General features: G+C 57.2%; 23 protein-coding genes. 13 read left to right on the top strand and 10 right to left on the bottom strand.

Annotation, left to right across the window (positions count from 1 at the left end; translation table 11 throughout):
* Positions 1-349: 349 nt before the first annotated feature.
* Positions 350-913 carry a redoxin domain-containing protein gene (locus tag GC131_07650; GenBank protein MBI1273943.1) on the top strand — a complete coding sequence of 188 codons (564 nt, stop codon included), beginning with the start codon at positions 350-352 and terminating at the stop codon, positions 911-913.
* On the opposite strand, the gene GC131_07645 is transcribed toward GC131_07650, so the two are convergent.
* Positions 914-1,594, bottom strand: coding sequence for a hypothetical protein (locus GC131_07645; protein MBI1273942.1), 681 nt, complete (start codon positions 1,592-1,594; stop codon positions 914-916).
* Positions 1,595-1,754: 160 nt separating this feature from the next.
* Between GC131_07645 and GC131_07640 the strand changes: the two genes are divergently transcribed.
* Genes GC131_07640 through GC131_07630 form a run of 3 tightly spaced genes read left to right on the top strand, consistent with a single transcriptional unit; the run spans position 1,755 to position 4,273 of the window.
* Positions 1,755-2,405, top strand: coding sequence for a DUF1295 domain-containing protein (locus GC131_07640; protein MBI1273941.1), 651 nt, complete (start codon positions 1,755-1,757; stop codon positions 2,403-2,405).
* A gap of 58 nt (positions 2,406-2,463) precedes the next feature.
* Complete coding sequence (gene mtnA, locus GC131_07635) at positions 2,464-3,513, top strand: S-methyl-5-thioribose-1-phosphate isomerase (GenBank protein MBI1273940.1); 1,050 nt, start codon at positions 2,464-2,466, stop codon at positions 3,511-3,513.
* A 37-nt stretch (positions 3,514-3,550) separates the two neighbouring features.
* Positions 3,551-4,273, top strand: a complete 723-nt coding sequence (locus tag GC131_07630) for an iron transporter (GenBank protein MBI1273939.1) — start codon at positions 3,551-3,553, stop codon at positions 4,271-4,273.
* Positions 4,274-4,279: 6 nt separating this feature from the next.
* Here GC131_07630 and GC131_07625 read toward each other — a convergent pair whose 3' ends face one another.
* Entirely contained in the window at positions 4,280-4,564 is a 285-nt protein-coding gene (locus tag GC131_07625) for a hypothetical protein (GenBank protein MBI1273938.1), read from the bottom strand.
* An 81-nt stretch (positions 4,565-4,645) separates the two neighbouring features.
* Positions 4,646-4,906, bottom strand: coding sequence for a hypothetical protein (locus GC131_07620; protein ID MBI1273937.1), 261 nt, complete (start codon positions 4,904-4,906; stop codon positions 4,646-4,648).
* Between the two features lie 212 nt (positions 4,907-5,118).
* On the opposite strand from GC131_07620, the gene GC131_07615 reads away from it, so the two are divergent.
* Both GC131_07615 and GC131_07610 read left to right on the top strand, forming a co-directional pair.
* Entirely contained in the window at positions 5,119-5,793 is a 675-nt protein-coding gene (locus GC131_07615) for a helix-turn-helix domain-containing protein (GenBank protein ID MBI1273936.1), read from the top strand.
* The gene (locus GC131_07610; GenBank protein ID MBI1273935.1) at positions 5,790-6,758 is read left to right on the top strand and encodes a hypothetical protein; all 969 of its coding nucleotides are present in this window, start codon (positions 5,790-5,792) and stop codon (positions 6,756-6,758) included. Before GC131_07615 ends, GC131_07610 begins: the two co-directional genes overlap by 4 nt.
* Positions 6,759-6,802: 44 nt before the next feature.
* Here GC131_07610 and GC131_07605 read toward each other — a convergent pair whose 3' ends face one another.
* Positions 6,803-7,015 carry a hypothetical protein gene (locus GC131_07605; GenBank protein MBI1273934.1) on the bottom strand — a complete coding sequence of 71 codons (213 nt, stop codon included), beginning with the start codon at positions 7,013-7,015 and terminating at the stop codon, positions 6,803-6,805.
* 240 nt (positions 7,016-7,255) lie between these two features.
* On the opposite strand from GC131_07605, the gene GC131_07600 reads away from it, so the two are divergent.
* Positions 7,256-7,936, top strand: a complete 681-nt coding sequence (locus GC131_07600) for a hypothetical protein (protein MBI1273933.1) — start codon at positions 7,256-7,258, stop codon at positions 7,934-7,936.
* Between the two features lie 85 nt (positions 7,937-8,021).
* Here GC131_07600 and GC131_07595 read toward each other — a convergent pair whose 3' ends face one another.
* Positions 8,022-8,225, bottom strand: a complete 204-nt coding sequence (locus GC131_07595) for a cold-shock protein (GenBank protein ID MBI1273932.1) — start codon at positions 8,223-8,225, stop codon at positions 8,022-8,024.
* Positions 8,226-8,667: 442 nt separating this feature from the next.
* Between GC131_07595 and GC131_07590 the strand changes: the two genes are divergently transcribed.
* Positions 8,668-8,985: a hypothetical protein gene (locus GC131_07590; protein ID MBI1273931.1), complete on the top strand. Its 318-nt coding sequence runs from the start codon at positions 8,668-8,670 to the stop codon at positions 8,983-8,985.
* Between the two features lie 7 nt (positions 8,986-8,992).
* Here GC131_07590 and GC131_07585 read toward each other — a convergent pair whose 3' ends face one another.
* Positions 8,993-9,730 carry an alpha/beta fold hydrolase gene (locus tag GC131_07585; protein ID MBI1273930.1) on the bottom strand — a complete coding sequence of 246 codons (738 nt, stop codon included), beginning with the start codon at positions 9,728-9,730 and terminating at the stop codon, positions 8,993-8,995.
* On the opposite strand from GC131_07585, the gene GC131_07580 reads away from it, so the two are divergent.
* Positions 9,729-10,967 (top strand): glycosyltransferase, encoded by a 1,239-nt coding sequence (locus tag GC131_07580; GenBank protein ID MBI1273929.1) that lies wholly within the window; start codon positions 9,729-9,731, stop codon positions 10,965-10,967. The two genes, GC131_07585 and GC131_07580, sit on opposite strands and share 2 nt — an antisense overlap.
* On the opposite strand, the gene GC131_07575 is transcribed toward GC131_07580, so the two are convergent.
* Positions 10,964-11,470 (bottom strand): hypothetical protein, encoded by a 507-nt coding sequence (locus GC131_07575; GenBank protein MBI1273928.1) that lies wholly within the window; start codon positions 11,468-11,470, stop codon positions 10,964-10,966. The two genes, GC131_07580 and GC131_07575, sit on opposite strands and share 4 nt — an antisense overlap.
* A gap of 78 nt (positions 11,471-11,548) precedes the next feature.
* Between GC131_07575 and mntH the strand changes: the two genes are divergently transcribed.
* Positions 11,549-12,901: an Mn(2+) uptake NRAMP transporter MntH gene (gene mntH / locus GC131_07570; protein ID MBI1273927.1), complete on the top strand. Its 1,353-nt coding sequence runs from the start codon at positions 11,549-11,551 to the stop codon at positions 12,899-12,901.
* Between the two features lie 3 nt (positions 12,902-12,904).
* On the opposite strand, the gene rmuC is transcribed toward mntH, so the two are convergent.
* The gene (gene rmuC, locus GC131_07565) at positions 12,905-14,038 is read right to left on the bottom strand and encodes a DNA recombination protein RmuC (protein ID MBI1273926.1); all 1,134 of its coding nucleotides are present in this window, start codon (positions 14,036-14,038) and stop codon (positions 12,905-12,907) included.
* A 184-nt stretch (positions 14,039-14,222) separates the two neighbouring features.
* On the opposite strand from rmuC, the gene GC131_07560 reads away from it, so the two are divergent.
* On the top strand, positions 14,223-14,546 hold the full coding sequence (locus GC131_07560) for a hypothetical protein (protein ID MBI1273925.1): 324 nt from the start codon (positions 14,223-14,225) through the stop codon (positions 14,544-14,546).
* Between the two features lie 40 nt (positions 14,547-14,586).
* Positions 14,587-16,569: a threonine--tRNA ligase gene (gene thrS, locus GC131_07555; protein MBI1273924.1), complete on the top strand. Its 1,983-nt coding sequence runs from the start codon at positions 14,587-14,589 to the stop codon at positions 16,567-16,569.
* Between the two features lie 6 nt (positions 16,570-16,575).
* Here thrS and GC131_07550 read toward each other — a convergent pair whose 3' ends face one another.
* Entirely contained in the window at positions 16,576-16,941 is a 366-nt protein-coding gene (locus GC131_07550) for a helix-turn-helix domain-containing protein (protein ID MBI1273923.1), read from the bottom strand.
* 176 nt (positions 16,942-17,117) lie between these two features.
* Here GC131_07550 and GC131_07545 point away from each other — a divergent pair, with 176 nt between their 5' ends.
* Complete coding sequence (locus tag GC131_07545) at positions 17,118-17,690, top strand: translation initiation factor IF-3 (protein ID MBI1273922.1); 573 nt, start codon at positions 17,118-17,120, stop codon at positions 17,688-17,690.
* A 9-nt stretch (positions 17,691-17,699) separates the two neighbouring features.
* On the opposite strand, the gene GC131_07540 is transcribed toward GC131_07545, so the two are convergent.
* Positions 17,700-18,080, bottom strand: coding sequence for a hypothetical protein (locus GC131_07540; GenBank protein MBI1273921.1), 381 nt, complete (start codon positions 18,078-18,080; stop codon positions 17,700-17,702).
* Positions 18,081-18,122 lie beyond the last annotated feature (42 nt).

The raw sequence follows: 18,122 nt of genomic DNA, 5'->3' as shown, positions 1-18,122 counted from the left end.
TTCCAGGCGAGCGCCTTCAACCACTCGGCCACCCCTCCGCAAACTTGTGCCAACCTTTGCCGCCTCGCGGTTGACTATATCTATTCGCGCGCTTCGCACGCAGGGCACTCGGCCACCCCTCCGCAAACTTGTGCCAACCTTTGCCGCCTCGCGGTTGACTATATCTATTCGCGCGCTTCGCACGCAGGGCACTCGGCCACCCCTCCGCAAACTTGTGCCACAACATCTATCAGGTCTGCGGGGGCAAAAAAAGCCCCGTTTTGCCGCATAAATTGCGGGTTTTCGCGCCGCCGCTGGCGCGCTACCATGGGCCGCCAACCATGCGAATGCCAACCAAGGGAGAAACGCCATGGCCCTGATGACCACCCCGCCCGCCAATAAAGCCATGACGGCGCCCGCCTTCAGTTTGCGCGGCATCGATGGCGTGACGCATACGCGCGAAAGCGCGCGCGGACCGAACGGGCTCGCCGTGATGTTCATTTGCAACCATTGCCCCTATGTGCAGGCGGTGGTGGACCGTATCGCCGCCACGGCGAAGCGGTTGCGCACAATCGATGTCGGCACCGTCGCGATCATGCCGAACGATACAGCGAATTATCCCGAAGACGGTTTCGAGAATATGAAAAAGTTCGCGGCACAGCACGGTTTCGATTTTCCCTATGTAATCGACGAAACCCAAAAGGTCGCACAGGCCTATGGCGCGGTTTGCACGCCCGATTTCTTTTGCTTCGATAAAAACATGAAGCTTGTGTATCGCGGGCGGCTGGATAGCGCCGGCAAGGGCGCGGCGAAGGCCGATACGGTACCCGAATTGTTCAACGCCATGCAGGCGGCAGCGAACGGGAAGGATGTGCCGGCGCGACAGGAACCCAGCATGGGTTGTTCAGTCAAATGGCGGGATGCCGCCGCCTGATTACGACGCTGCGCGCAGCGCCCCGGCATGCAGGGAAGCCGCCAGGGACGCAAAAAACGGTATATTCTTCATTCTGAACAAGGGCGAGCGTTCCGGCGATCTGCCATCGCCCGCCTTGTCGGTATGCACGGTTTGCAACGGCACGCCGCTGGTCCGTGCCCACGGTTCGACGCGTTCCTCTATCGCTTCTACCGCATCAAGATAGCCCGGCAGTTTCGCCAGCGTCCGGTCGAACCACGTACCGCGCCCTGCAATGCGCTGCATACGTGCGGCGCGGCTACATGTCAGCCATATTACCCGCAAGGCACCGTCTTGATCGCGCGCGGCGATGCAGGTTCGTTGCAACAGCGCAAAAAAGCCGTCCGGCTGGCCGGGGCATATATCAACCAATACGGCATAATGCTTGCGTGCCCAGAAAAGCGCATCCTGCATAATCTGTTCGTGCGCCGCATCATAGCAGGCGCGCAGCAAATCACGGTTCTTCCGCTCTGCAAACCGTCGCATCCCCTGCAGCAACGTACGCGGATCGCAATAATAGCGGTCTTCAACCAGCTTCTTCACGCGCGCAGGCTCGGCGGCGCCCGCGCACAGCAAATCGGTGCCCGCCGTACTTTTGCCGGTTCCGGAAAACCCGGTCAGGACATGGATGCTGCCGGGCGCGAGGGTGGTCTGATCAAGCATGAAACAAAGGGTATAAACCCGCCTTCCTTAAAATACATTAAGAAAACGCCGGTATTGCCGGGCAAAAGCCTGCCCGTGCGTGAAATACCGGCGGGGCAGGTTGGTACACGAAATTTTAACGGCATACGCCGAAAATCGGCTTAACCGCCAAGGATTTTGCATGACATCCCCGGAAACAGCCGCCGCAACGCAAAAAGGCCCATCGCAAAAAGTGCGCAAGGCGCTTGATATGTTCGAACAGGGCGTTGCGCTGGCGCTTTACATCTGGCTCGTACACCGGCTATGGCCGAATGAATTTTCGGCGACCAACTGGTACCCCGTTCTGCTGCTGGCATCCGAAGGCATCGTGATCGTGCTGCTGCTGCTAAGGCGGCATACGGACTGCATATCCATCAGCATACGCGATTGGTTCATCGCCTTCGCAGGCACATTCCTTGCCCTGATGGTCAATAACGGCGGCGAGCCAATCTCGCTTTTGGGCGGCGGGTTGATGATGATCCTTGGCATCATCGTCCACGTCACCGCAAAATTTAATTTGTGGCGCAGCTTCGGGCTGGTCGCTGCCAACCGCGGGGTCAAACGCGGCGGGCTTTACAAGCTTGTGCGCCACCCCATGTATATGGGCTATATGCTTTTGCATATCGGCTATCTTTTGTTCGCGCCCACGCTCTGGAACCTTGGCATTTACATCAGCGTCTGGATTTTCCTGATCCTGCGTATTTTTGCCGAAGAACGCATTTTGTGCGAAAACCCGGAATATAGGGAATACGCGGAAAAGGTGCGTTTCCGGATCATCCCCGGCGTTTTTTAGAGCTTGCCGGCGGTCAATTGGTTTGAAAGAATCGCGGCCGCCTGCTACGCCTTTATCCATGAAAATTGGCAACCAGCCCTATCGCACCATCGCCCTCGCCGAAGACGGCAGCTATGCACGCGCGATCGACCAGCGCAAGCTGCCGTGGGATCTCGCGGTGATCGATATCGCCACGCTGGAAGATGCGGAAAAGGCGATCAAAAGCATGGTGGTGCGCGGCGCGCCGCTGATCGGCGTCACGGCCGCCTATGGCTTTTATCTTTCGCTGCGCAAAGATGCATCCGACGCCGCACTGAAGAAATATTACAACCGCCTGCTCGCCACGCGCCCGACCGCGATCAACCTGAAATGGGCGCTCGACAGCATGATGGAAGCCGTTTCGCCGCTGGCGCCCGAAGCGCGCGCCGCGGCCGCCATGAAGCGTGCAAACGAGATATGCGAAGAAGATGTCGCGCTGTGCCGCAGCATTGGCCAGCACGGCGCAGAAATCATCAAAAAGCTTGCGGCGGCGAAAAAAAGCGAAGAACCGCTCAATATTCTTACGCACTGCAACGCCGGCTGGCTCGCGACGGTCGATTACGGCACGGCGCTCGCACCCATTTATGTGGCGCATGATGCGGGTGTGAAACTGCATGTATGGGTCGATGAAACGCGCCCCCGTAACCAGGGCGCGGCCCTGACGGCGTTCGAGCTGGCACAGCACGGCGTACCGCACACCGTGATCGCGGACAATGCGGGCGGTCTGCTGATGCGCAAGGGCAAGGTGGATATGTGCATCGTGGGTTCCGATCGCGTTACCGCCACGGGCGATGTTTGCAACAAGATCGGCACCTATCTGAAGGCGCTGGCGGCGCATGATAACAAGGTGCCGTTCTATGCCGCCTTCCCCTACACCACGATCGACCGCGCACTGAGCGATGGCGACGCGATCCCGATCGAGGAACGCAGCGCAAGCGAGGTGACCACCGTCATCGGCCTGACGCCCGAAGGCAAGCCCGGCGCGGTGACGATCACAACATCCCAGGCCGCCAACCCTGCATTCGATGTAACGCCCGCACGCCTCATCACCGGCTATATCACCGAAAAGGGCGTGCACACGAAGCTTTGACGCCACCCCTCCAAAACGCCAAGCCAGCGGAGCTTCCATGTCCCAACCGGGCCACCACCACCATCACCACCCGCACTACCATCACGAACATCATGTGAAATCTTCGGATTTCATCAAGGATCTCGTGCTCGGTATGGCGGACGGGCTTACGGTGCCGTTCGCGCTCGCGGCCGGCCTCAGCGGCGTGGCGGCGGGCACAGGCATCATTGTCACCGCCGGCGTGGCGGAAATCGCGGCGGGCACTATCGCCATGGGGCTTGGCGGTTACCTCGCGGCCAAGACGCAAGCCGAACATTACCGCGCCGAATATGCACGAGAGGTGCGGGAGGTAAAGGAAGTGCCGCATGTGGAGGCCGCCGAAGTGGCGGAAATTATCGAAAGCCTCGGCGTGCCGAAGCCGGAAGTGCCCATTGTGGTCAAGGCGATCAGCGCCGACCCGAAACGCTGGGTCGATTTCATGATGAAGATGGAGCTGGGGCTTGAAAAGCCGGACCCGGGGCGCATTGTGAAAAGCCCGCTTACCATAGGCGCGGCCTATACCGCGGGCGGCATGATCCCGCTTTTCCCCTATATGCTGCTGGAACAGGCGGAACCCGCGCTGGTGCTTTCGGCGCTCGTCACGCTTGTCGCGCTGTTTCTGTTCGGCGCGCTGAAGGGGCGTTTTACGGGTGTGGATATTCGCCGCTCGGCCTGGCAAACAACCGCCATCGGCGCCGCCGCAGCGGCCACCGCTTACGGCATTGCAAAGCTGATCGGGTGAAGCGCGTTAATTCACGCGGCTGTTGAAATCCACCAGGAAGCGGACGGCGGCTTCATACTGCGCCGCTTCGATATCTTCAAGCTGCATGGCATCGCACAGGGCGCAAAGCCTATCCACCACCGCGCCTTCAAGCATGTTGGTGTTCGCGGCCGCATAGTTCAAAAGCGCATGGATGCTTTTCAGCTCCACTTCGTTCAGCTTGCGCGCGGGCCGGGCGCCGCAATGGGCCGGGTTCGCACGATGGACGCGGATGGCGATGATACCCTGCAGATTGTTCGCTTGCTTCAACATCATACTCTCCGTCCCGTTCCCGTCACTTACACTGATGAATAAAATATCCGGGCGGCACCCCGTACCGCCCGGGGCACGCCGTTACTTCCCCTGTTGCTCGCGCCGCCTGCGCTGCTGGACCTCGCGGCCATAGCGCAAGGCCTCGCGCCGCTTTTCGGCGATTTCTTCCTGACGCTCGGCATCGAGCCGGTCGAGCGCATCATAGGCACGCTGCAACCGTTCTTCTTCCGGCAGAGCAAGGATTTCTTCCGTGACCTTGATCTTCGCCATCTTCTCGACGCTCAGCATGATATCGAATGCCATGCTCTGGCCGAACTTCTTTGCCAAATCCCCGAACTTCATAATGCTCTCCCCGCCTATGTTTCACTTCCCTGCCGCAGCAGGCCCCGCCGTAATTGGCGACAGGGGTGAAAGTAGGCTCGAAAAATTACTAACATGTTAATTTTTTATGGTTAAAGTGTTTTTTTAGCTATAGAAAATTTCTATTGCTATTCCAAAGGAAATCCTATAGTTTCTATTATAGCAATTTTAGTAACAACCTACCACAAACCAGCATGATCTCAGGAAGACAGATAAGAGCCGCCCGCGCCCTGCTCGATATGAGCCAGGAAGCCTTGGCCAAATCCGCAGGTTTGACGCCGCAAGCCATCCGCAAAATCGAGGATGGCTCGGTGCAGCCGCGCGAAGGGACTATCGCGGATATCATGCGCGCTTTTAACAATCAGGGCGTCGAGTTCACCGATAATAATGGCGTGCGTTTTAAGCCACAGAATATTGAAGTGCTTGAGAATCGTGATGGCTTTTCAAGATTCTACGAAATCTTATTTGAACATCTTAGTGAGCATGGCGGCGATGTATGTGTAAGCGGTGTTAATGAACGTCTGTTTGCCAAATACCGAACAAACGCCGAAGTTCACAGGGAGAAAATGGCCGAGCTAGTTAAGAATCGTAGCGATCTAACTATGCGTATCTTAATTGAAGATGGTGATCAGAATTATACTGCTGCATCATATGCTCAATATCGCTGGCAACAGAAAGAGTACTTTTCTCCTACCTCATTTTACGTTTTTGGCGACCATCTCGGCCTTATATCTTTCAGCCATGACCCTGCCCCCTTAGTTGTTCTTATTAAATCGTCTCCCTTCGCTGAAGCTTACCGGCAATCTTTTAACTTTGCTTGGAGCAATGCCAAGGAAGCTGAGAATGTTGGCAGGAGAGTCGTAAGATGAATTTTCTGCAAGATAGCCTTCATTGGTTTACTGGTCAGCATGTTTCACACATGGGGCCACACCAATATATGGCTCATAAGGGCATGCGTTATGGCAAGTCAACTTCCGGCATTACGCTATGGGCGGAAGCAGAAGGGGCGCGAAATAAACAAAAAAACATGGTCAGCGCCGAAACGGCACTTCTGCATCAAGTATCCGACGAAATAAACAAATACCTACCTTCCAACCTTCCGATCGTTGAACTAGGGCCAGGAACACTCCCAGCCTTTGTTAACAAAACTTTGCCAATCCTTCGTGCGTTGAAAAGCAAGGCCTATATTCCTGTTGACGAGTCAGTTGGATTCCTCAAGCAAGTTTCTGCCGTCGGCGAAGCTTTATTTGAAGTAAGGCCTATTGTTGATGATTTCTTCGCAGGCCGCCAAGCATATTATACTGGCAATGCTTTGATTTGCTCATTCGGCAGCACAATCAGCAATATTTTGAGTTCTGTAAGTAATGCGTTACCTGAAACAGCTCTCACAGAGCATCTGGCTGGAATGGCGGTTGCAGCAAATAGTGGTTGGCTGTTAATTGGTTTTGATAGCAATCAAAATGGCAAACAAATTATAGACTACTTCAACGTACACAGCCTCTTTCAGTTAAACATTTTCGATCGGATGGCTGCAGAGCTGCCAATGCAGAACTTTGATCCGTTGGCATTTGATTATGATCCTTTGTGGATACCCTCTTCCGGCCAACTTGCACATATAGCTGTTGTTAGCCGTAATATAAATTTTAGCCTCGCGGGCAGACCTTTCAGCCTAACCAAAGGCCAGAAGTTACATATCAAAAATTCATACAAATACGATGTAAATTTCTTTCAACATTGTTGCAACATGGCAGGATTGGAGAGGGTTAAGGTATGGTCAAACGAATCCACCTCCAAAGTATTTCTACTTAGAAAAACCGCCGGTATTATTCCTTGACCGCACATTGTTAAAACACAGAAAATAGCGGCGGCAGCATAGACCTAGCCCCCCACATCCTGCAGCGTCCGTTCATACTCTTCCGGCTTGACCGGGCTGATGCGGTCGAGCGCCGCGAGCGCGGTCGTGAGCCGTTGCTCCTCGGTCATCACAACCCGTACCTCGTCCATCTGCACCCGCGCCATCTTTTCGATCGTCATCAGTATGTCGATCGCCATCAGCTTCCCGAACTTCTTCGCCATTTCCGCATAGGTCATTGCCGCCTCCTTTAAAAAATGTCTTTGCTTGAAATCACACCCCCGCTGGCGTGATCTGGAAGGTAGTTGAACAATATTGATAAGGAGTAAAAATTGTCAAATATAATTCGTTTTATTATTATCTATAATAATAGTTAGTATGTATTTTACGAATTTTATGTTGCCAGCTTTGCTGATTGTGGTATGCGTTATGCGTCAAGTCTTAAAAAAAATCCGCCGCACAGTTCAGATGGTTAGAACATGAAACTAGATAAGCACCAGATTCGCGCAGGTCGCGCTTTGCTTAACTGGACGCTGGATGATCTTGCCCGCGCTACAGGCATGACGCGCGATGGTATACGCAAGATTGAGCAAGGCCTAGTAAAGCCATTTGATAGAAGCCTGAATACGATTTATCACGCCTTCCAAAATCATGGTGTTGCTTTTACCGAAGACAGTGGCGTTCGGTTTAAAAGGGCAGGAATAGAAATTTATGAAGGCCCGGAACGGTTCGAGGAGTTTTACAATTTTCTCTACACCCACATGGTTGATCGTGGCGGCAAGGTTTGTTTGAGTGTTTACGACGAAGGCTTGCTGGCCAAATACCGTACAAACCCCGAAGTACAAAGACAGCGTATGAGGGAGCTAGTCAAAAGCGGCCATGTTTCATACCGCGTTCTGGTAACCAAGGGTGATTTTACGGGTGATTATGTCGAATACAGACAACAACCGGCGCAAGCCGCGGCACCGACAGCCTTTTATGCATTCGGCGAGTGCTTAGCGCTCATATCATTTCCACAGGAAACACCGCCACATGTTGTGGTTGTACGCTCTGAACCCCTTACCCAAGCATATCGTCAAGCCTTCCACGCTTCATGGGAAAAAGCCAAATCATTAAGTACCGATGATATAAAAAGACTTAAAAAAGTACCAACCAGATAGCCTGCCTCGCTCAACAAGCCCCGCATGAAAAAACCCGCCGGGCTTGCGCCCGACGGGTTTCATTTCCAGAACCCTGGTATGTGGTTCAGGCAGCCTGCAGGTTGACGGCCGAAGTCTTGCCCTTGTTGGTCGCCAGTTCATAGCTGACCTTCTGGCCTTCGTTCAGCGAACCCATGCCGGCAGCTTCAACCGCGCTGATGTGGACGAACACGTCGCCGCCGCCAGCATCGGGTTGAATGAAGCCATAACCCTTGGTGGGGTTGAACCATTTTACGGTACCAGTTGCCATTGTCTTTTCCTTACGTTGCTTGTCTTGAACACCGGCCCATCATGGCCCGGCGCTGAGTTTCCGCTCCCGGGGTTTCCCCCGGCTACTCTTGTTAACGTCAGAGACAACAACCGGTAGAAGGGATTGTAGATTGCGCCGCCGGAAAACCGGCTGAGCGCCATCGCCAAATCTGAACCTTTGGCGATCTCTTGCCCGTAACGAGCCTTGGTTAAACTCGCGGCCACCATGGCAGCTTTGCGGAAAAAGTCAAGAAACCCATGGGATAGCTGAAGGGTAGCGGGGGCTGGCGGTCACACCGGTCGCATGACGCATGGGTGCAACACCCGCCCGGCATTGCACGCCGCGCCCGTTAACTTTTTGGGCTTTTGATTGAGTTGCCGGGCTTTTTGCTTATACTTTCATTATCTTAGGTTCCCGCAACCGGCAAAGGCCAGCCCGCATCATGCTCGCAATCGGTTTCATCGGCGTCTTTCTTTGCGTGGCCAGCGTGATGCTGTTCGGCCACGATATAACCCGGTTCATGAGCGACGAAATGTTCGGCGCAGGCGGGCATTTCAGCATCACCAGCGCCGCAGTGTTCCTGCAGCTTTACATCCCCAAGGCCTGGGCCGTTCTGCATAACTGGAGCCAGACGATGCCGCCCGGCCATATCGCGCTCACGGTCGTCAACTTTTTCATCCAGCTTCCGGCATCGCTGATCGGCGGCGTGATCGGCGTTTTGCTTGTGATCGTCGGCTTCCGGGTTAAATTCGGCCGCTGACGCTTTCTTATAAAAATTCTTCGATCGCCTTCCACAAAAGTGCGAGATCCTGATCGCGGTTCAGCCTGTGGTCGCCATCCTCGATCATGATGATGCGCGCGTCTTCGGCTTCGATATTCTGCACTATCTTTTGCGGCCAGGCGGGCGGCACATCCGGGTCGCGCCCGCCCTGCAACAGCCGCAGCGGGCAACTTACCTGCCTGCGCCCGCGCAAAAGCAGGTGGCCGCGCGCCTCTTCGATCAGCCTCAGCGTAATGACCATGGGTTCGTCGCTGTAATCGGAAGGCTCAAGCAGCCGCCCGGTTTCCCGCAGCTCCCCCTTCTGTTCCTGTGTCAGCACATCCCACATCAGATCTTCGGTGAAATCGGGCGCGGCCGCGACCCCCACAAGCGCCCGCACGCGTTCGGGCACGGCGCGCGCCAGCAAAAGCGCGATCCAGCCTCCCATGGAGGAACCGACCACGATTTGCGGCCCCTGCGTTAATTGCCCGATAGTTTCGCGAGCGTCATCGAACCAATCGCCGATCGTACCGTCCTCGAACCGGCCCGCTGATTGCCCGTGCCCGCGGTAATCGAAGCGCAGAAATGCATGGCCCGCAGCGGCGCATTTTTCCGCCAGAAAGCCGGCCTTGGTTCCGGTCATGTCGGATGCGAAGCCGCCAAGGAACACGACCCCGGGTTCACGGCCCGGAATTCTGTGATAGGCTAGGCGGCGGCCGGGAAGGGCAAGGAATTCAGGCGTCATGGCGGCACAAAAGATCCAGATCAGGGACAGGTTACCAAAGCTCGGCGGCAAACCTAGCAGAGCGCAGCGCCTGCGTCAGCAACGACAGCCGGGCGGCACGATTTTGCTGCTGGCGCACGAACTTGGCCACGATTTATGGAGCGCGGCGCTGATCGATCTGGCCGCCACCGTCAACCGCAGCGGCCTTTCCGTTATTTTGCAGACCCCCGGCGGCCCCCAATCGGCGGAAGCCGAGCGGCGCGGGCTGCAAGTGGTCCGCCAGCCCCTGCCTGCCAATTTGTGGCAACGCTGGCGCTGCGCACGGCGCATGCACGACATGATCGCGGAAGAAAAAATCGGCGCGGTTTTCGGCCTTACCGGGCAATGGCTGCCCACGCTGCTTGGGCTTGGCAAACATCACCCGCCGATGGCACTGCATTGCGCCAACCCCGCCACCGAACCCGCGGTCAGACAGCAAATGGAAAACTTTGTCGCACGCGACGGGCATTTCGTTGTGCCGTCCGATTACATGCGGCGCTATTGCGGCAAGGAACTGGGCGCGGCGCCGAACAAGATTGCGTTGGTCCCGCCCGGCATGCAAGCGCAGCTGTTCGATCCGGCGCAGATGAAGCCGGAGCGCGCGATGGAGCTGGCCGATCTTTGGCGCGTACCGGAACAATCGACCCTGATTTTGCATATCGGCCCGCTTGCGCCGGGCCATGGGATGGAAACGATGCTGGCGGCGCTGGCGCAAATGCAGCGTCGCGATTTTTACGTGGTGATGCTGGGCGCGCGCGAAATTGCCGAAAACGAAGCGGCGCAGCTGCAAAAACTGGTCGATCACTACAATCTGCACGGCAAGGTGTTCGCGCCCGCGCCCTGCAACGATTGGCCGGCGGCCTTCTGGATGGCGCATGCTGCAGTGGCGGCGGGCAGCATGCCGCTCGGGCAAAATCCCGGGCTGATCGCGGCGCAGCTTATGGGAAGGCCGCTGATCGTCGCCGATAATGGCGCGAACCGCGAATTCGTCGTGCCTGGAAAAACCGCGCGCCTGTTCCCGGCCGGAGATAGCGGCATGCTGGCCGCGCATTTGCAGGATGTGATGGGGCTGCCGGACGACGCCTACGCCCGCATCGCCGCCGCGGGCCAGAATTTCGCGCGCGATGCATTCCCGTGGCAAGCATGGATGGATGGCATGACCGCCGCATGCCGTGATTTGTGCAAGACCGCGCTCAGCCGCGATATGGAAGCCGCCTAGCTTTTCCCGATCGCCTGCACCGCCATCTGCAATTCCCCCTTGGCGGCAGGCAGCTTGGCCGTGACCAGTTCATTGATGCGTTGCTGAAGGGTCGTGAAAGCTTTTTTCGCTTTCCACGCGGCCTGTTCGGGCGTTTGCGCTTCGGCAGGGTCATCGACCAGCCAATCGACCTTCGCGGGCACGCCGTAAAGCTGCGGCGGCAACCCGGCGACCATATTGCCGAGCCGCACGACGATATCGATCTTGACCGAACGTTCGGGCGTCTGGAATACGCTCAGGCTCTTGCAGGCCAATCCGTCGGCGGGAATCGCGTTGGCGCGCAGCAATGCAAGGCAGGATTCGTCCAATTGCCCGGCAGGCGCGGCGCCCGCGCTTTCGGCCCGGAATTTCCCGCCCGCCATATGGCGCAAAAGCGCTTCGGCCATCGGAGCCAGCGTGGCGCCGGTGGCATCCACAAAAAGGACCGAAATAACGCTATCAGGTTGCTGGACTTTCGGCGGCATGGGCACCTTATACGGCTATATGGTGGGGCAGCATAAAGCCTCTGGCCATGCCGGGGCAAGTTAGGCAAAATGCGCGCCATGAAAACGAGCCAGAGCGAACTCGGCACCAGCCCCCCGGCCTGGCGGCACGCGGCGGCGACACCATCCCTGCCCGAAGTTTACGGCACGATTGACGTGCCCAAGGGCGCCAGCACGTGGCGCAAAATGGTGGCCTTTGCCGGGCCGGGCTATCTTATTGCCGTCGGTTATATGGACCCGGGCAACTGGGCCACCGATATCGCGGGCGGTTCGGCCTTCGGCTATACGTTGCTTTCCGTCGTCCTGCTTTCCAACCTGATGGCGATTTTGCTGCAATCGCTTTGCGCCAAGCTCGGAATCGTGACCGGGCGCGATCTGGCGCAGGCCTGCCGCGACCATTACCCCAAACCCGTCGCACTGGCGCTTTGGGCGCTGTGCGAAATCGCGATCATCGCCTGCGACCTTGCCGAAGTCATCGGCACCGCCATCGCGCTCAGCCTTCTGTTCGGCATACCGCTGCTGATTGGCGTGTGCCTGACGGTGCTGGACGTATTCCTGATCCTGCTTTTGCAAAAACGCGGCTTCCGTTATCTCGAAGCGATTGTCGTCAGCCTGATCATCGTAATCGGTTTCTGTTTCGCCTATAATATCGCGCTGGCGCAGCCCGAACTCGGCGCGGTAATGGCGGGCTTTATTCCTTCGACCGAAGTCGTCACCAACCCCGCCATGCTTTATATTGCCATGGGGATTCTTGGCGCGACCGTGATGCCGCACAACCTTTACCTGCACTCCTCCATTGTGCAGACGCGGCGGATCGAGCGCGATCACGGCAGCATCCGCGAAGCGATCCGCTTCGCCACCATCGACAGCACCATCGCCCTGATGCTCGCGCTGTTCATCAATGCGGGGATTTTGATCGTCGCCGCCGCATCCTTCCACACCGCAGGCATGACGGAGGTGGCGGAAATCCAGCATGCCTATTATTTGCTTGCACCGCTGCTTGGCACCACTTCGGCTTCCATTCTGTTCGGGATCGCGCTGCTGGCTTCGGGGCAAAACTCAACCCTCACGGCCACCATGGCCGGGCAGATCGTGATGGAAGGCTTTCTTTCGCTGCGCCTGCCGCCATGGATCAGGCGGCTTCTGACGCGGCTGATCGCAATCATCCCCGCCGTGATCGTGACCGCGCTTTACGGCGAAAGCGGCACGGCGCAATTGCTTATACTCAGTCAGGTGGTGCTGAGCCTGCAGTTGCCCTTTGCGGTTATCCCGCTTGTTCTGTTCACGTCCGACCGCAATAAAATGGGGCCCTATCGCAACGCATGGTGGGTCAGCGCGCTTGCGTGGCTGACCGCCATCGCCATCGTCGCGCTCAACACCAAACTGGTGTGGGATTTTTTCATCGCCGGTTAAACGCTAGGCCGCGCTATCGATCCTGCGCCGCGCCTGATCTTCGCCGTCATCATCCTCGTCATCGACCTGCAACGTGTCCGGCATGGATTTGGCGGTTTTCGCGCCAAGCGCTTTCAGCTTCTGCAGCCGCGCCGCGACATTGCCGCGCCCGGTGGTCAGCCGCTCCAGCGCCGCATCATAGGCATTGCCCGCCGCCTTGATCGATTTTTCGACGTCCTGCATCTTTTCCATGAAGCCCGCGAACTTGTCATAGATGCCGCCGGCCTGACGCGCGATTTCCTGCGCATTGCGGTTTTGCCCTTCAAGCCGCCACATCGCGCCCACCGTGCGCAAGGTCGCCATAAGCGTGGTCGCGGACACAATGATCACCCTGCGTTCCCATGCGCGCCCGTGCAGGGCGGGATCGGTCTGCAGCGCCAGCATGAAGGCGCCTTCCAGCGGCACGAACATTAAAACAAAATCGGGCGATTGCGTGCCGGGCAGGTTGAAATATTCCTTGCCCGCAAGGTTCTTCACATGTGCTTCGATAGCCTTGAGCAATTCCGCGCCATGCGCCTTGCGATCATCTTCGTTATCTGCGGCGGCATAGCGTTCGTAATGCGTCAGCGGCATCTTGGCATCGATAATCACATGCCGTCCGTCCGGCATGTTGATGATATAATCGGGGCGCAGCAGCGCGCCTTCTTCGTCGCGCAAGCTTTCCTGCCTGCTGTAGTTCGCGCCCGCCTGCAGGCCGCTATCTTCAAGAAGTTTCTCAAGCAGCATTTCGCCAAGATCGCCCTGTACCTTGCTGTTGCCCTTGAGCGCATTGGTGAGGCCTTCGGTTTGCAGAACGATGCTGCGCACCTCGTTGCGGAGCGAGCGGCGCTCCTTGGCTTCCTCGCCGTAGCTTTCCTCGACCTTCTTGCGGAAGCTTTCAAGATCCTGCCGCAGCGGGCCGAGCACGGCACCGAGGCTTTCCTTGCTGTCTTCCTTGAACTTCTTGTTGCGTTCTTCGAATATCCGGTTGGCGAGGTCGCTGAACTGGGCCGCCGCTTCCCCCTTCGTGGCTTTTGAAAGCTGGTAGCCCGCAAAAAAACCGCCCGCGAATACAAGCCCGCCCAAAACCAGCCCGATAATCAGCTCCAGCCCCGTCATAATGAACCCTTCCGGTAATAGGCAAACCCATGAAAACCATGACCAGTTTAGCCGTAAAGCTGATTCTGGCGAAAGAATTGCATTATCCTATTGAATTCATTAGAAAATAATTTTTGTCTTTCTCATACGGAACTGATAAAAACATGCCATTAAAATCAAAAATATATTTAAAGGAGTAAGATTTATGGTTGCTTCCGTCACACCGAAAAGTCTGTCAAAAGGGCTATCTGCAGTTTCCGTAGGCATTGGCCTTGTTGCCCCTATGCTTATTGGCTTCGGATTGGCCGCCGCCGGTGTTACCGCGGCCGCAACCTTGCCGGGCATAGCGGCTATTTCCCTTGGCCTGACGGTTTGCTGTTTTGCCGCCTCAATAATTTCATCGCTGTTTTGCTTTCATAACAGAATACCGGATTTCTTTCGTGGCATGGCGGGAGGCGCACTGATATCGTTTGGGCTAAGCGGCACAATTGGTGCAATACAAGCAATCCCGCCCGCACCCGCCGGGTAACCTTGCACATTACTTATAGTGCCAGCTAAGATGCCGCAGCATGAATCAAACTGCTGCAAAAAACACCCCTGTCAACATCACCCTGCCTGACGGCAGCGTGAAGAGCTTCGCGCAGGCCGTGACGGGCGCCGAGATCGCGGCATCCATCGGCGCGGGCCTCGCCAAAGCGGCCATGGCCGTGAAGATAGATGGCGCGGTGCGCGATCTGAACCGTCCCATTGAGCGCGACGCGAAGATCGAGATTATCACGCGTAAATCGCCGGACGCGCTCGAGCTCATTCGCCACGATTGCGCGCATATCATGGCCGAAGCGGTGCAGGAACTTTTTCCCGGCACACAGGTTACCATCGGCCCCGCGATCGAGAACGGCTTCTATTACGATTTTTACCGCGAGCAACCTTTTTCCTCAGACGATCTCGGCGCCATCGAAGCGAAGATGAAGGAAATCGTGCAGCGCGACGAACCGCTGGTGCGCGAGGTCTGGACCCGGCAGCAGGCGATCGACACTTTTTCCAAGATGGGCGAAAAGTTCAAGGTCGAACTGATCGAAGGCCTGCCCGAAGGGGAAGATATTTCGGTGTACCGGCAGGGCACATGGTTCGATCTGTGCCGGGGGCCGCACCTGCCTTCGACCCGCTATGCGGGCACCTCGTTCAAGCTGATGAAGCTGGCGGGCGCATACTGGCGCGGCGACAGCAACAACCCCATGCTGCAGCGTATCTACGGCACGGCATGGCGCGACGACAAGGAATTGCAATCCTACCTGACGATGCTTGAGGAAGCCGAAAAGCGCGACCACCGCAAGCTGGGGCGCGAGCTTGATCTTTTGCATTTCCAGGACGAGGCGGCGGGCAGCGTGTTTTGGCACCCGCGCGGCTGGACGCTGTATCGCATGGTCGAAAACTATATCCGCAGGCGGCTTGGACGCGCCGGCTATGTCGAGGTGCTCGGGCCGCAATTGATCGACAGCTCGATCTTCAAGGCTTCCGGCCATTGGGACATGTACGGCGACAACATGTTCAAGATCACGGTGCCGCCGCGCGACGGCGAGGGCGAAGCCAAGCATATCGGGCTTAAGCCCATGAACTGCCCCGGCCATGTGCAAATCTTCAAGCAAGGCATCAAAAGCTACCGCGATTTGCCGTTGCGCATGGCCGAATTCGGCATGTGCCACCGCAACGAGCCGCACGGCGCGCTGCACGGGCTGATGCGCGTGCGCCAGTTCGTGGTGGACGATGCGCATATTTTCTGCACCGAAGACCAGATCCAGAACGAAAGCGTCCGTTTCTGCGAATTGCTGCGGACAATCTATGCCGATTTCGGCTACGAGATTGCGCGCGTGCGGCTGGCCGACCGGCCGGAAAAGCGCGTGGGCAGCGATACAATCTGGGACAAATCGGAAGCCGCGCTGCACGGCGCGCTCAAGGCCGCCGGGCTGGAATATGACATGAACCCCGGCGACGGCGCTTTCTATGGCCCCAAGATCGAATTCTATCTGCGCGACGCGATCGGCCGCGAATGGCAATGCGGCACGCTGCAAGTCGATTTCAACATGCCCGAGCGGCTTGACGCTTCCTATGTGGGTGAAGACGGGCAGAAACATCGCCCGGTCATGCTGCACCGGGCCATCCTCGGCTCGCTGCACCGCTTCATCGGCATCCTGATCGAACATTATGCGGGCAAGTTCCCGCTCTGGCTTGCGCCGGTGCAGGCGATGGTCTGCACCATCACCAACGATGCCGACGATTACGCCGAAGACGTGGCCGAAGCGCTTTCCCATGCCGGGCTGCGGGTGGAAACCGATTTGCGCGGGGAAAAGATCAACGCCAAGATCCGCGATCATTCCTTGCAGAAAATTCCGCTGATCCTCGTGGTCGGCAAAAAAGAGGCCGAAAGCAAAACCGTCGCGCTGCGCCGCCTCGGCAACCCCCAGGGGGGCGGCGAAAACCAGCAGATGCTGCCGCTTGATGAAGCGGCCAAGCTTCTGGGCGCCGAAGCGCGCGCGCCGGATCAGACCGTATAAAAAACCCTAGCGCTTCTTGCGCGCTTTCTTTGCCTTGGCCGGCTTCTTTTTCGCCTTCGCGGGCTTGCCCTTTTTGGTGCGGCCGATGATAAGGCTGTAGCCTTGATGCGCTTCCTGCACCAAAAAGCGCGCGACGCGGCCGATGGTGGTGGTGCTTGCGCCGGTAACCTCGGCGATATCGCGGTAGGAAAGCTGGCCTTCGTCAAGCAGCCGGGCGATACGCCAACGCTCGGTCAAATCATGGATCTCGCCCGGGGTGCACAGATCGATAAAAAAGCGGCGGCACTCATCCTCATTCTTCAGTGAAAGAATGGCGCGCCAAAGGGCGCGGCGATGTTCGTCATCGGCATTGGTATGGGACTTGGGGCGCATGGGGGTCTCCGGTTGTGTCAGCCAGTTAATGCAATAGCAGAGAAACGGCCCGCGAACAGCCCCCAAATAACCCTTTTCCCGTTAAGGCATTTCCACTAGAATACAAGGTCTTGGCGGCGGTGCCCGAACGGGACGCCGCCAAAAAATTAACCGCAAACGTCAACGGCAACAGGAGAATTTCTATTATTCGTCAACCTTTTACCCCGCAGGGGCGCGGCGCAACAGCCGAAGGACCCCGCAAAAAAACCGGCGGCCCCCGTATTAACCGCGAAATTACCTCAAAACAAATCAGGGTGATTGATCACGATGGCACCATGCGCGGCGTTATGACGCCGCAGGATGCCGTGGCCCTGGCCGAAGAGTCCGGCTTTGACCTGGTCGAGATTTCCCCGAACGTCGATCCGCCGGTCTGCAAGATCGTCGATTACGGCAAATACAAATACGAAATGCAGAAAAAGGCCGCCGAGGCGCGCAAGAAGCAGAAGGTGATCGACATCAAGGAGATCAAGCTGCGCCCCACGATCGACGACCATGATTTCAACATCAAGATGCGCAACGCGCAGGCTTTTTTGAAAGAAGGCGACAAGGTGAAGATCACCATGCGCTTTCGCGGCCGCGAAGCGGCTCATCAGGATATCGCCCACGGCGTGCTGCGTCGCGTGCGCGAGTTGCTTGACCCGCTCGGCAAGGTCGAACAGGAACCGAAGTTCGAAGGCCGCCAGATCACCATGGTGATTGCGGCGCGCTAGCAGACTTTGTCAGGAAGGGCCGCGTGTGCCGGGTATGCGCCAGACGCCGTCCGCACCGGGTACCGCCGTATAAGTCTTGCGGCTTTGCGCAATGAGCGAACTAAGACGCAAGAACCCGCGTACCGCCGAAAACCCCACGACGGCGATCAGGCCGCCCGTCAGCCAGTTGATTTTCAATTCCAGCACCGCCGCCGCCGCGCGGCCGAACATTTGCACGACCGCAGGCAGAGCCGGGCTTTCAAGAAAAGCCAGCGCCGTGGCCGGGCCGCCGCTGCACCACGGAATAATCGTTGCGCCAGCAATAAAAGCGGAGACGTTTATTAACCCTTCCCGTTTCATCTGACTACGGGCGTTAAACGACATCTCTATGGGAACCGGGGGAAGTGGCATAACTATATCGCTTAAAATATTTCAAAATATGGCGGCATAATA

The sequence above is a fragment of the Alphaproteobacteria bacterium genome, from assembly GCA_016124955.1.
Lineage (GTDB): Bacteria > Pseudomonadota > Alphaproteobacteria > UBA9219 > RFNS01 > RI-461.
This window is presented reverse-complemented; position numbering and strand designations above follow the sequence as displayed.